Source organism: Neobacillus niacini (assembly GCF_048572935.1).
In the GTDB taxonomy this organism is placed as follows: domain Bacteria; phylum Bacillota; class Bacilli; order Bacillales; family Cytobacillaceae; genus Neobacillus; species Neobacillus niacini.
The window spans coordinates 1906774-1919161 of record NZ_CP183883.1; the positions used below are offsets into that span (position 1 = coordinate 1906774).

Sequence of the window (12388 nt, forward strand, 5' to 3'; positions counted from 1 at the left end):
GGTAGTAATAATTGGTGAATTACTATGCAGTTTTTGATGTTGGAGGATCTGCTATTAAATATGCCCTAATGGATGAAACAGGATTATTTATCGAAAAGTCTTCTATTCCAACTCCAAAAGAGGGTCTGGAGGCATTTGTTGATACCATTCATCTCATTGTCAAAGGCTATGAGCAAAAGGCAGATATAAAAGGGATCGCACTAAGTGTGCCAGGAGCAGTGGATGTTGAAAATGGACATATCGAAGGAGCTAGTGCCATCCCTTATTTGCATGGACCAAATATTAAAAAGCTTATTCAGGATGTTACTTATTTACCAGTGGAACTTGAAAATGACGCCAATTGTGCAGGTTTGGCAGAAGGCTGGCTCGGTGCAGCAAAGATGGTAAAGGATTATATCTGCATCGTAGTGGGTACTGGAATTGGCGGCGCATTAGTGATAGATAAAAAGATTCGCCGAGGTAAAAATCTGCATGGCGGGGAATTTGGTTTCATGGTTATGGAAGACTATTTGGAGCAGCCTATAGGAGAAGCGTGGAGTGCATTAGGAGCTACAGGTGCTTTGATTAGGAGAGTGGCGAAACGAAAGGGATTGAAGCCACTCTCACTGGATGGAAAAAAGGTGTTCCAAATCGCGGATGATGGTGATGAAGAAGTGCAAGATGAAATCAATAAATTTATCAAACGTCTTGCGGTTGGAATATTTAACCTGCAGTATGCTATTGATCCAGAGAAAGTATTAATTGGCGGCGCCATCAGCGAACGAGCGGACCTTATTGACAAAATCAACGAAGCACTAAGCCAAATGAAAAATAACATCCATACTCTGGACGTCAAAGTAGAAAAATGCCAATTTGGAAATGATTCCAACCTAATCGGAGTGCTATACCACTTCCTGCAAAGGAGAAATGAAAGCAAAATAAGAAACTAAATGAACACCGTCACAGGAAAACCACCCTAATATGAAACCCCCAAGCAGATAATCTGTTTGGGGGTTTACGGTGCCGTCGGTGGTGCCCGTCGGTGGTGCCTGTCACCGTTTATACATGACTGTATATTTTGTTCACGCTGACCCGTCCAGAGAAGAAGGTTGCACCGCCGCCCATGTCGGCGATTCGGTCTGGTGTCAGGTTGTTGACGAGTTGTTTTGTGCCTTCAATGTCTGACCAGAGTCCTTGGGTAGCGACCACGCCTGGAAGGACATTTTCTCCTACTATCGCTTTTAGTATACATTCCCCGCGCTGGTTCCAGACACGAACCAAATCCCCGTCCTCAATCCCCGAAGCCTCAGCATCCTTACTGTTCATATGCAATCGGGGTTCTTTTTCAAGGCCAATGTGTTTGTGATTATTGGAAAAGGTAGAGTTTATGAAATTATGATTAGGTGCTGGTATAAAATGATAAGGATGGTCTCCGTCATTTTCTAAAGGAATATAGGTTGGCAGTGGAGGATATCCGTTTGCTTTCATCCTCTTTGAGTACAACTCAATTTTCCTGCTCGGTGTGCGCAACTTTCCTGGAAACAGTGGTTGTACCTTCGCTTTTAGAAACTGCCTCTCTACTAAACTTTCATAATTGATTCCAACCAAATAGGGATTCGCAGGTTGGTCTAGGGCTTGCTTGATCATTTCTGCGTCTGAGTCTTCAAATGCAGCTTCTTTAAAGCCCATTCCTTTTGCCAGCAAACGGAATACGTCGACATTGGATTTTGACTCTCCGTAAACATCTATTACTGGCTGCTGAATTTGAATGTAATGGTGCCAGTAGGATGTATAGACATCTGTATTCTCAAAAGACGATGTTGCAGGCAATACAATGTCAGCATATTTGGCCGTCTCCGTTAAAAATAAATCATGAACGACCACGAATAATTCCTCTCTCTCAAGCCCTTTCCTTACCTTATTGCCATCTGGAGCTACTACCGCTGGGTTACTGCTATAAACATATAAGGATTTCACAGGAGGATCTAAGGTCAGCAAAGCCTCACCAATCTTATTCATGTTAATGACCCTTGTCTGTTTATGCTTCAATAACCGCGGAAGCTGCAATTTTGTTGTGTTCAGTGCGAGATATCCTGAATTTCCTTTAATCGCACCGCCGCCTTTAATGAGCCATTGACCCGTAAGAGCAGGAAGACATGAAACTGTACGGACGAACATTCCGCCATTGTCATGATGCTGCGGACCGTTGCCAATCCGAATAAAGGAAGGCGAGGTACTGCCATACATTCTAGCAAGCCTATAAATATCCTCAACAGGAACTCCCGTGATTGTTGATACCGTAATAGGGTCATATTGCAAAACATGCTCGCGCAGTTCCTCATAGCCAACTGTATATTGGTGTAAGAAGGAGTCGTCTACGCTATTTTCAGCAAATAAAATATGCATGATTCCTAGTGCCAGTGCTGTATCAGTCCCTGGCAAAATCGGAATAAACCAATCTGCTAATCTTCCGGTCTGATTTTTATGGACGTCTATGACAATGATTTTAGCCCCATTTTGTTTGCGGGCTTTCTGTGCAAGCGCCACTTGGTGCATATTGGTACTAGCTGCGTTAATCCCCCAAAAAATAATGAGCTTGGAATGAATCGTATCTTCTGGGTCAATGCCGAAGCCGCCGCCCATCGTGTATCTATATCCAACAAAGCCGGCTGAGGAACAAATACTCCGGTCCAATTGTGATGCTCCTAAACGGTGAAAGAAACGTCGGTCCATCCCTTCGGCATTCAGATGTCCCATGTTCCCATAAAAGCTATAAGGGAGAATACTTTCTGGACCATCCGTTTCGATAATTGATTTCCACTTGGAGGTTATGGTAGCGATGGCTTCATCCCAGCTGATCCGTTCAAATTTACCTTCACCTTTAGCTCCAACCCTTTGCATAGGATATTCTAAGCGGTTCTCATCATAAAGCCGTTCCGCCATATGCCGAACCTTATTACAAATATTCCCCTTCGTCACAGGATGATCTGAATCGCCTTCCACTTTTACCACTTTTCCATCAACTTTATGTATCAGCAAACCGCATTGATCTGGACAATCTAACGGGCAAACCGATTTAAAAACCCCTTGTTTCTCCATATAGAGTCTCCTCCCCTGTGGTAACACCTTTGGGTGACAGGCACCATTTATACATCATTGTATATTTTTTTTCATGATATGACAGCTATGAAGGTGATGAAGTGCATAAAATTTTCTTTAATGTAAAAATGACTAATGGCATTTCTTTGTTAGTATGAGGTAAGTAGGTTCAAAAAGGGTTGTAATTAGTGTCCTCCTGAGGTGGACAGTGTCCACGAATGGTGACAGGCACCGAAAAGGCAACGAAAAGAGGCAAAGAAAGAGCAACGAAAGAACCCCCTTTACATATTGGAAAATTTATCATATTATTAGGGCAACGAAAAATTGCATACGGTTTTTGCACTAGGGGAGCTTTTTTGGCTGAGAGGACGTTTGTCCGACCCTTATGACCCGATCTAGATAATACTAGCGTGGGGAAGTGCAGGAGAAAATTATCGTTCGTTCAACATTGATATGATTCGACTGCATTCCCGTGGGATGCAGTTTTTTTGTTGCCAAAATATCAATGGGGGTATGTGAAATGTCTAATTTTTGTGGTATGAGTGAGATTACTGGAGCGCGATTTTCGATTTATCCGATGTCTGATAGGTTTGTAGATATTATTCTATCGGCATTAAAAGAAGTGGATACTTCAAAGGTTTGGATGGAAACGGACGATGTCAGCACATGTGTTAGGGGAAGATCGGAGCATGTATTTGATGTGGTGAAAGCTATTTTCCTAGAGTCGTCAAAAAACGGCGATCATGTTGTGCTGCAGGCAACGTTTTCAAATGGATGTCCGGGGGATTCGGCAGGTGATGCCTACCTATCAGAAAACGCTAATCGTTTAAATGAGGAAAAATCACAGAATATTAAACAAGAAGTGGCTGTTCAATTTGCTCTATACCCAATGGGGATTCCAACGTATATGAATGTCATCATGGATCAATGCAAACTGGCTCAAGACCAAGGAACGTTTACAAAAGGTGTTCACTATGCCTCAAGGCTTGATGGTGATGCAAACCAGGTTTTCGAAACATTAGAGGATGCCTTTCAAGGAGCACACGAAAGCGATTCTACACATATTGTCATGACGGTTGCTATGTCTGCCAACAGCCCATCGAAAAAGAGGGTGAAATAAATGCTGGCAAAATGGAAACTTCGTGAAGTCATAGTGTTATCCGTACTTGCTGTTGTTTTTGCTGTTGTCTATTTGTTGTTTCTCCAGCTCGGGAATGTCCTATTCGGCCTTTTTGGTTTAATTGGCTATGATATTATTTTTGGAATTTGGTTTATCGTTTCGATTATTGCGGCTTATATTATCCGTAAACCGGGGGCGGCTTTTCTATCCGAAACAGTCGCTGCTACAGTGGAAGTTATGCTTGGTAACGCCGTTGGCCCGCAATTGATCATCTCCGGTATGATTCAAGGTTTGGGTGCAGAAGCTGTCTTTGCCGCAACTAAATGGAAGAACTATTCCACTTGGGTTTTAATGGCAGCAGGGATGGGTTCATCAGTTTTTAGCTTTGCCTGGGGATTTTATGTCTCAGGATTTGCCGCCCTTTCGCCTAGTTATGTAACGGCCATGTTCTTTGTTCGCCTTGTAAGCGGGGCACTAATGGCAGGCTTACTAGGTAAATATTTAAGCGAAGGTCTTGCCAAAACAGGAGCGTTGAACAGTTTCCCGTTAGGAAAGGAACACAAGCGAAATGTCACTGTTTGAGCCACAGATTAAAGTAGAGGATCTGGGATTTAGTTATGAAGATAGCAATATTTTCAAAGACCTTTCTTTTTCCATTTTAAAAAATCAATCGCTTTTCCTACTAGGTCCAAGTGGTTCGGGAAAAAGTACACTAGCTTATTGTCTGAACAAATTATATCCAGAGGCAGTCGATGGTGTTATTACGGGGAACATCACGTTTGAGGGCAAAAATCTAAACGATTATAAACCGGGTGAACTCAACCAAAAAATAGGGATTGTTTTTCAAGATCCAGAGAGCCAATTCTGCATGCTGACCGTGGAAGAAGAAGTAGCATTTGGTTTGGAGAATTTTCATGTGCCACGGGCAGAGATGGAGGCAAAGATTGACAGAGCGCTAGAATGGGTAGGCTTGCAGGCTGAAAAAAAGACTGTAATCCACACCCTTTCCGGAGGGCAAAAGCAGAAGCTGGCATTAGCTTGTGTCTTTGCGCTCGAACCAGAGGTAATCATCCTCGATGAGCCGACCGCTAATCTTGACCCACAATCCAGCTCAGAATTAGTAGAAACGATCACCAAGTTAAAGCATATACGCCCGTTTACGCTGATTGTGATTGAACACAAGCTGGATGATTGGGTCGAGCTGATGGAGCGCTGTCTTGTCTTAGATTCTAACGGAGCCGTCCTTTTTGATGGCACTACTGCACAATGCTTTGGAGAATTTGCTCCTTTTTTAAAAAAGGAAGGTATTTGGCTGCCAAAAGTAGTGGAAGCTGGAATTTCTGCAAAGAATGAAGGTTTGTATAAAGGGGACCGACTTCCGCTTCGCATGCATGAATTACTGTCAGGGTTAAAGGATTCCAGCGCATTCTTAAAAAAAGAAAGCAAAACCACGACCCAAATGGAACCGATTCTCGAAGTGAACGGTCTTTATGCCCGTGGGCACTTGAAAAATATATCGCTGAGTATTCATAAAGGAGAACGGATTGCTTTGGTTGGTCCAAATGGTTCCGGAAAGACGACTCTATCCAAATGTTTAGCCGGATTACTTCCACTTACGAAAGGGGAGATTCAGTTTCTCGGTGTTCCACTTTCGAAGTGGAAGGAGAAACATTTATATCAATCTCTCGGCTACGTATTTCAAAATCCAGAACATCAATTTATCACAGATTGTGTTTACGAGGAAATTGCCTTTGGTTTAAGTCAAAGGGCAATCGTCTCCTCGGTTCTTGAAACAATGAATCTGCAAAAACACGCAGGTGCCCACCCGTTTGCTCTGAGCCAAGGACAGAAGCGGAGGTTGAGTGTTGCGACCATGCTCGTTCATGAACAGGAATTGCTTATCCTTGATGAGCCGACATTTGGTCAGGATGCCAATACTGCGCATGAAATCATGAGAGTACTTGACGAAAAGAATGGGGCATTTTTCATGATTACCCATGATATGGAGATGGTAGATCAATATGCGGATACCGTTTATGTGTTGGAACGCGGTGAATTGATTTTTTCCGGTACACCTGAGAGGTTGTGGGATAATCCTGAAGTCATTAGCCGTGCAAGACTGAAGCTGCCGTTTAGAAAACAGCTGCAAAATGAAATGGCAAGGAGAGAGATACATGTCGCTACATGAGGTGAATCCGAGTATAAAGGCACTTGCTATCGTTATTTCTATCCTGATATTATCGGCGTTTTTCGATCCAATTACACCGCTTCTAATCATTCTCTGGACTGTAACATTGACCTTTATTTTTGGCAGGGTTTCTTTTAAAAAATGGTTGCTGTTATTCGCTCCCTTTTTATTTATCGCTGTTATTTATGTATGGTCAACCATGTTGTTTCCACGGCTTCAAGAGGGGGACCAAGTTATTTGGCAATGGGGTTTTTTGACGATGACAGCAGAAGGATTTCGAAGAGGTGTGTCGCTGGGGCTCAGGGTGTTAAGCTTTGCCACGTTATCTATTATGTTTACCTTAACGACAAAGCCTACAGATTTTCTCCTTAGTTTAATGCAGCAATGCAAGCTGTCGCCAAAGCTTGCCTATGGAATCATGGCCGGATATCGGTTCCTGCCGTTAATCAAGGAGGAGTTTCAAACCTTGCAAAATGCCCATCGAGTACGGGGGGTAGCACGAGCACGAACTATACCAGAAAAAATACAGCAGTTGAAGCGATACGTTATTCCACTCCTTGCAGGAGCGATTCGTAAAGCAGAGCGAACAGCACTTGCAATGGAATCAAAAGGCTTTACCGGAGAAAAAAATAGGATATTCTATCGCGAGATTAAGCTTTCCTATAATGACTGGGTCTTTTTCATCCTTATGATTAGTGCCGTCGTTCTCAGCGTTTGTATCTCTTGGAAATTCGGCTACTTACAATTTTATAATGGCGAACTTTAAAACAAAAATGGGGTGTCTCAACGGACAACCCATTTTTTTAAATAGAGAACAACAGCTTGTTTCCCCATTTGGTCCCATGCCTGGATAAAGTTTTCACGGTCCACTTTTTGATTTTTTGTTCCGTAAGGGTTGTTAATGTATATATTTGTTGAGTCATAACCGGTTATGACGACACTGTGCATTCTATACGTTATGTTCACGTTTCCTTCCGGCGTCTGCCATGTTTCCATTTCCGAAATGGGAGCAAAAGTACTTGTCGTAATAACCCAAACAGGGTTCCCCTTGGTTAGCTCTTCAAGCAGTCGATCAAAAGAAGAATTTGTTAGGTCCGCCGCATTCAGGTAGTTTTGAGCTAGTTTAAGAATCGGTTCATGGTATACGCCTAATCCAGGACCATCTTCCATATTACCCACAAATCCATATTGGGATTCCCATATGTTCCATTACTATATTGTAAAGGAACTCTAGTAATCTCCTGAGCTAGTTTATTTTTTGTCACAGAAATTCCTTTATAATTTAGGATCATCGCTAGACTAGTCACTTCGCAGCCATTATAGAGACGCGGAGCATCCATTTGATTTACCAAGGGTACATCCAGCTGTACTTCCTCAGCGATATCTATCTTTTCTTGGAGAACCTTTGTAACCGGCAGCCCCTGTACTTCCGCATGGTTATTAATTTCTATCCCCGATGATTTTAATTCTGTATTAGTAAAAAAATATATAAAGCCTATTATCACCATAAATCCAATACTTAGGTTCACTAGTTTTTTCATAAAAAACCTCCTATATATCGTTAGGAAGGGAGCATAGGCAGTTTCATTCAATGGTATGTGAAAGGTATGAACAAATTATGAATGGAATGGGAAAAATCTATTAACCTATTAGATCAATTGTTAAAAAAATAAGACTGACACATTCCTGACATATTGCCGGCCTATGATAGGCAATGTGGGCAGGGAAGCATAAGTATTTACAGGACAAGATTCATTGTAGAGCTTGATTTTAACAAGGAAGGAAGAACAGGATGAAAAAATGGATTGTTAGTATCGTGATTTTGATTGTTGTCATTGGCGGAGGTTTTACAGGTTATAGTTATTTCTCCAATAAAAGCGAGGCAGTGAGTGGTCCACAAAATCAAACCTTAACGGCAGCAGCTGAGGTTGGAAATGTCGAAGTAAATGTTAGTGGAACAGGCAATATTTCCGTCATGAATGAAGAAATGATTATGGCAGAAGATAATGCCACTATTGAGGAGGTGCTCGTAGCAGTGGGGGACACCGTTGCTGCAGGGGCCGAGCTCATTACATTTACGGATGACGATATAGACCCAATTGTGGCACCATTCGCTGGTGAAATAACCGTATTAAATGTGGAAGATGAAATGAATGTTCAAACGAAAGAAGAGTTGGTTCAGGTAACGGACTATACAAATTTAGAAATGGTCGTAAATGTGGATGAATTGGACATTTCTAAAATCCAAGTAGGACAAACTGCTTCTATCGATGTGAATGCTCTGCCAGACCAAAAGTTTACTGGGACCATTAAAAGTGTTTCAAAGGAAGCCAATGAAGATTCAAGCAGTACGGTAGCTAAATATGGCGTGAAAATTACGATTAATGATCCAGTTGGGATTAAGGTTGGAATGACAGCCGAAGCGACGATTACAACATCGAAAAAGGAAAATGTTGTTACTGTCCCAGTGGCAGCGCTTCAAAAACAAAATGACAGTTATTATGTCCTTATTCCCTCGCAGGATCAAACACAAGCTATATCTGACAACGAGGAAAGCAGTGAGGAATCAACCATAAAAACCACACAGCAACCTGTGGAAATTGGGCTAAAAAATAGTATTACAGTGGAAATTGTCAGTGGTTTAACAGCAGGTGATGAGGTTGTATTACCGTCCCTGAACACTGAAAACAGTACCCAAAACAGGAATGCAATGTTCCCAGGAGGAGGAGGATTTCCTGGAGGAAATATGGGCCAAAGACCAGACGGAATGCAGAAATGGGATAGAGGTCAAGGAGGCACAGCACAATGATTGAGGAACAACCCATCGTAAAGATTAAGCACTTAAGCAAATTTTATAAAATGGGCGGGGAGACGTTGAAAGCACTGGATGATGTCAGTTTCACTGTATATAAAGGGGACTTTGTGGCGATTATCGGACCTTCTGGCTCAGGGAAATCAACGTTAATGAATATGATCGGGTGTCTTGATGTTCCTGATATGGGCGGTTATCACCTTGATGGAAAAGATGTTTTTACTTTGAAAAATAAACAACTGGCGGATGTCCGCAATCAAAAGATAGGGTTTATTTTTCAATCCTTCAACCTGTTGCCGAAGCAGACAGCCTTTGAAAATGTGGAATTACCGCTGATTTACCGCGGTTTAAATGGAAATGAACGGAAGGAAATCGTGATGAGTGCACTAAAAAAGGTGGGATTAGGCGACCGTGCGCGTCATCGTCCGACTGAATTATCGGGAGGACAGCAGCAGCGGGTCGCCATTGCCCGTGCACTCGCTGGCAACCCGCCAATTTTACTTGCTGATGAACCGACGGGGGCTTTAGACAGTAAAACCGGAGCCGAGGTGATGAGCTTAATGAAGGAACTTAATAAGCAAGGGCACACAATTATCCTGATTACTCATGATTTGGATATTGCGAAACAAGCGAAACAGATTATCCGCATTCATGATGGCAGGATACTTAAAGAGAAGGAGGCTGTTCATCATTGAAATTGGGGCAAGCGATAAAAATCGCCTTTAAAAATATAGTAACGAACAAGCTACGGTCGTTTTTAACAATGCTCGGAATTATTATCGGAATTTCTGCAGTAATTGCATTAGTTTCTCTCGGGCAGGGAGCTTCTCAATCAGTATCTGATGATATTTCAGGATTAGGGACAACGATGGTTTCGGTCTCGCTTTCGGGAAACTCGGATGAAGAAGTGATGACTTATGAGGATATTATGGAGTTTGAAGAATTATCTGAGGTAGAGGCCGTCTCTCCAACGGTCTCCGGAAGCGGTACAGTGGCCTACGGAACAACAAGTTCAGATAATGTGACCATTGAAGGGGTGACGCCTGCTTTTGAAAAAGTAGAAGGGACTTCTGTTCGTTTGGGAAGGTTTGTATTAGACATTGATCAAGACAATCGTAATAAAGTAGTGCTATTAGGGTCTAACATTGCTACTGAACTTTTTGGCTTTTCTAATCCCGTTGATAAAAATGTAAAAATTGATGGAACAACCTTTAGAGTTGTGGGAATTCTTACGGAACAGGGAGATGAACTGCAAGGATCTGTGGACGATAAAGTGCTCATGCCCTTTACGACCGCACAACGATTTTTAGGGCAAACAGTTGTCACTTCTGCGGATGTAAAAATGACCTCCGAGGAAACAGTCGAAATCGGAATGGCTAAAATGGAGCGGAACTTGTACATTGAATTTGGTGGTGATGACTCAAGCTATAATGTTCGAAATCAATCTGATATCGCGGAGGCATTGACGTCTGTGACGGATACTATGACGATGCTGCTTGCGGGCATTGCCGGCATTTCGCTGATTGTTGGTGGAATAGGAATCATGAACATTATGCTGGTTTCCGTAACCGAAAGGACAAGAGAAATCGGCATCCGTAAGGCAATCGGTGCCAAAAAGAAGGATATTCTTGGACAATTCTTAATTGAGGCGGTTGTTTTAAGTGGTATTGGGGGTATTCTAGGTGTTTTGATTGGCATTGGAAGTGCTGAAGTACTTTCTGTTGTGTTAGAGATGGAGATGGCGATCTCTTGGTGGGCAGTGGGAATTGCTGTTAGTTTCTCCATTTTTATTGGAATCATTTTCGGCATTTTCCCAGCTAATAAAGCAGCCAACCTTAGCCCGCTTGAGGCGTTACGTTATCAATAGAAAAAACAGGCTGAATGAGTCAGCCTGTTTTTTCTATTTGAGGACCTCGATTTTTACGGAGAGGATGTTAACTATTTTTTCCACCAGTCAGTCCAAACCGTAACCAATTGACCCTTCAAAGTTTTGTACATCTGTTCCTATAGGTATTGAGACGAACTATTCACCACCAAGCTGTTGAACCTGGTCAATAATACTGGTGATATCTTGAACGGTCTGAAATAACTCTGTATTTTCTAGAATAGCGGGGTCGAGCAGCCCGTCTTGGAAATTACTCATGAATGTTTCAATTTCACTGATAATCACGCTGTTTTGTTCGATGATTTGCTGGTGAAGCTTAGCTGCAATCTCCGGTGCTTGAAGTTCATTAAAAGCTATCGCAGTTTGCTGCATTTGTTGAAGCATATTTTGAAAATCCTCACCTGCTTGGAGATCCGTTATAGCCTGTTGCGCAAGAGCTGGGGCATTACCAGCAAAATCAGTAGCAACCGCTAAATAGTCTGTTGCTTCATTAACATAAGTTAGAGTGTCCTGTGCGTCATTGAGAAATGAACAACCGCCCAGCAGCAATAACATACTGGCAGACAATAGAATGAATAATTTTTTCAAATTAAAACCTCCGACTTTGTTTTGGTAAAATAAATTAAGGGCTAAAAACGTGGGCTAGGTTGAAGGGGCAATAAAAATGAATACGTTATTAGAGAAGCATTTTAGGGTAATTTAAGGATATCATAAAAGTAGCTACCATACCACGCAGTTTGTAAGAGAGCACTAAATAGTGCCTGTCATCACTCGTGGAAAATAAAAAAACCACTTCATTTTTATTAGAAGTGATTTTTCGATTTGAGTTGTTGTATGTTATGCTTATTTTTGAAGTTATGTGTTATTTTCTTTTGCAAATCCTGCTTTTTTCGTCTTTGCCGCTGTTCGACTATCGTAAAGAGATGATTACTTCGTTCTTCCCACATTCTTCTAAGGTGATCTTCGTTTTCTTTAGAAATTTCATTTATTAGTGCAGAAGGCTTCATATTAAATAAAGAGGCAATGCGATAAAATAAAAATAAATCCATATCTGGATGTAAGCCTTCTTCAAGTTGATTAATGTATTTGGTATCTACACCGCAGTATTCAGCGACTTGTTCAATGGTTAACTGTCTTTCAATTCTCAATCTCCGTATAATTTTCCCTAATTCGAATTTTCCATAGTACATGACAAATTCTCCTTCCCTTTTTTTGATTATTATATCTTTAATGCAGGGTGCCTGTCACCGCTCGTGGACACTTTCCACCTGAGGCGGACAGTATGTTTATTATTTTTCAATATGG

Annotated in this window: 11 protein-coding genes, 1 pseudogene and 1 riboswitch; of the genes and pseudogenes, 8 read left to right on the forward strand and 4 right to left on the reverse strand. The window is 41.8% G+C overall.

Features of this window, described 5'->3' with window-relative positions; genetic code table 11:
• Window positions 1-14: 14 nt before the first annotated feature.
• Window positions 15-929 carry an ROK family protein gene (locus ACN6MT_RS08920; protein WP_419956413.1) on the forward strand — a complete coding sequence of 305 codons (915 nt, stop codon included), beginning with the start codon at window positions 15-17 and terminating at the stop codon, window positions 927-929.
• 109 nt (window positions 930-1038) lie between these two features.
• Here ACN6MT_RS08920 and ACN6MT_RS08925 read toward each other — a convergent pair whose 3' ends face one another.
• Entirely contained in the window at window positions 1039-3078 is a 2040-nt protein-coding gene (locus tag ACN6MT_RS08925; RefSeq protein WP_419955598.1) for a molybdopterin-containing oxidoreductase family protein, read from the reverse strand.
• Window positions 3079-3412: 334 nt separating this feature from the next.
• A riboswitch (TPP riboswitch) is annotated at window positions 3413-3512 on the forward strand.
• Between the two features lie 86 nt (window positions 3513-3598).
• On the opposite strand from ACN6MT_RS08925, the gene ACN6MT_RS08930 reads away from it, so the two are divergent.
• Genes ACN6MT_RS08930 through ACN6MT_RS08945 form a run of 4 tightly spaced genes read left to right on the forward strand, consistent with a single transcriptional unit; the run spans window position 3599 to window position 7152 of the window.
• Window positions 3599-4198 (forward strand): YkoF family thiamine/hydroxymethylpyrimidine-binding protein, encoded by a 600-nt coding sequence (locus ACN6MT_RS08930; protein ID WP_419955599.1) that lies wholly within the window; start codon window positions 3599-3601, stop codon window positions 4196-4198.
• A complete protein-coding gene (locus tag ACN6MT_RS08935; protein ID WP_419955600.1) occupies window positions 4199-4780 on the forward strand; it encodes an ECF transporter S component in 582 nt (193 codons plus the stop codon).
• Window positions 4767-6386: an ABC transporter ATP-binding protein gene (locus ACN6MT_RS08940; RefSeq protein WP_419955601.1), complete on the forward strand. Its 1620-nt coding sequence runs from the start codon at window positions 4767-4769 to the stop codon at window positions 6384-6386. The genes ACN6MT_RS08935 and ACN6MT_RS08940 overlap by 14 nt, the downstream gene beginning before the upstream one ends.
• Window positions 6373-7152, forward strand: a complete 780-nt coding sequence (locus ACN6MT_RS08945; RefSeq protein ID WP_419955602.1) for an energy-coupling factor transporter transmembrane component T family protein — start codon at window positions 6373-6375, stop codon at window positions 7150-7152. Before ACN6MT_RS08940 ends, ACN6MT_RS08945 begins: the two co-directional genes overlap by 14 nt.
• Window positions 7153-7169: 17 nt before the next feature.
• On the opposite strand, the pseudogene ACN6MT_RS08950 reads toward ACN6MT_RS08945, so the two are convergent.
• Window positions 7170-7927 (reverse strand): annotated as a pseudogene (locus tag ACN6MT_RS08950) (C39 family peptidase).
• 251 nt (window positions 7928-8178) lie between these two features.
• Between ACN6MT_RS08950 and ACN6MT_RS08955 the strand changes: the two are divergent.
• Genes ACN6MT_RS08955 through ACN6MT_RS08965 form a run of 3 tightly spaced genes read left to right on the forward strand, consistent with a single transcriptional unit; the run spans window position 8179 to window position 11065 of the window.
• Entirely contained in the window at window positions 8179-9195 is a 1017-nt protein-coding gene (locus ACN6MT_RS08955; protein ID WP_419955603.1) for an efflux RND transporter periplasmic adaptor subunit, read from the forward strand.
• Window positions 9192-9893, forward strand: a complete 702-nt coding sequence (locus tag ACN6MT_RS08960) for an ABC transporter ATP-binding protein (protein ID WP_419955604.1) — start codon at window positions 9192-9194, stop codon at window positions 9891-9893. Before ACN6MT_RS08955 ends, ACN6MT_RS08960 begins: the two co-directional genes overlap by 4 nt.
• The gene (locus ACN6MT_RS08965) at window positions 9890-11065 is read left to right on the forward strand and encodes an ABC transporter permease (RefSeq protein WP_419955605.1); all 1176 of its coding nucleotides are present in this window, start codon (window positions 9890-9892) and stop codon (window positions 11063-11065) included. Before ACN6MT_RS08960 ends, ACN6MT_RS08965 begins: the two co-directional genes overlap by 4 nt.
• A 156-nt stretch (window positions 11066-11221) precedes the next feature.
• Here ACN6MT_RS08965 and ACN6MT_RS08970 read toward each other — a convergent pair whose 3' ends face one another.
• Together ACN6MT_RS08970 and ACN6MT_RS08975 are read right to left on the reverse strand one after the other, a co-directional pair.
• Window positions 11222-11671, reverse strand: coding sequence for a DUF6376 family protein (locus tag ACN6MT_RS08970; protein WP_419955606.1), 450 nt, complete (start codon window positions 11669-11671; stop codon window positions 11222-11224).
• Between the two features lie 215 nt (window positions 11672-11886).
• The gene (locus tag ACN6MT_RS08975; protein ID WP_419955607.1) at window positions 11887-12273 is read right to left on the reverse strand and encodes a helix-turn-helix domain-containing protein; all 387 of its coding nucleotides are present in this window, start codon (window positions 12271-12273) and stop codon (window positions 11887-11889) included.
• Window positions 12274-12388 lie beyond the last annotated feature (115 nt).

Bases quoted from the DNA above. Each gene is read 5' to 3' on its own strand.
- ACN6MT_RS08925 (WP_419955598.1), bottom strand. From the start codon at position 3,078: ATGGAGAAACAAGGGGTTTTTAAATCGGTTTGCCCGTTAGATTGTCCA.
- ACN6MT_RS08930 (WP_419955599.1), top strand. From the start codon at position 3,599: ATGTCTAATTTTTGTGGTATGAGTGAGATTACTGGAGCGCGATTTTCG.
- ACN6MT_RS08935 (WP_419955600.1), top strand. From the start codon at position 4,199: ATGCTGGCAAAATGGAAACTTCGTGAAGTCATAGTGTTATCCGTACTT.
- ACN6MT_RS08940 (WP_419955601.1), top strand. From the start codon at position 4,767: ATGTCACTGTTTGAGCCACAGATTAAAGTAGAGGATCTGGGATTTAGT.
- ACN6MT_RS08945 (WP_419955602.1), top strand. From the start codon at position 6,373: ATGTCGCTACATGAGGTGAATCCGAGTATAAAGGCACTTGCTATCGTT.
- ACN6MT_RS08955 (WP_419955603.1), top strand. From the start codon at position 8,179: ATGAAAAAATGGATTGTTAGTATCGTGATTTTGATTGTTGTCATTGGC.
- ACN6MT_RS08960 (WP_419955604.1), top strand. From the start codon at position 9,192: ATGATTGAGGAACAACCCATCGTAAAGATTAAGCACTTAAGCAAATTT.
- ACN6MT_RS08975 (WP_419955607.1), bottom strand. From the start codon at position 12,273: ATGTACTATGGAAAATTCGAATTAGGGAAAATTATACGGAGATTGAGA.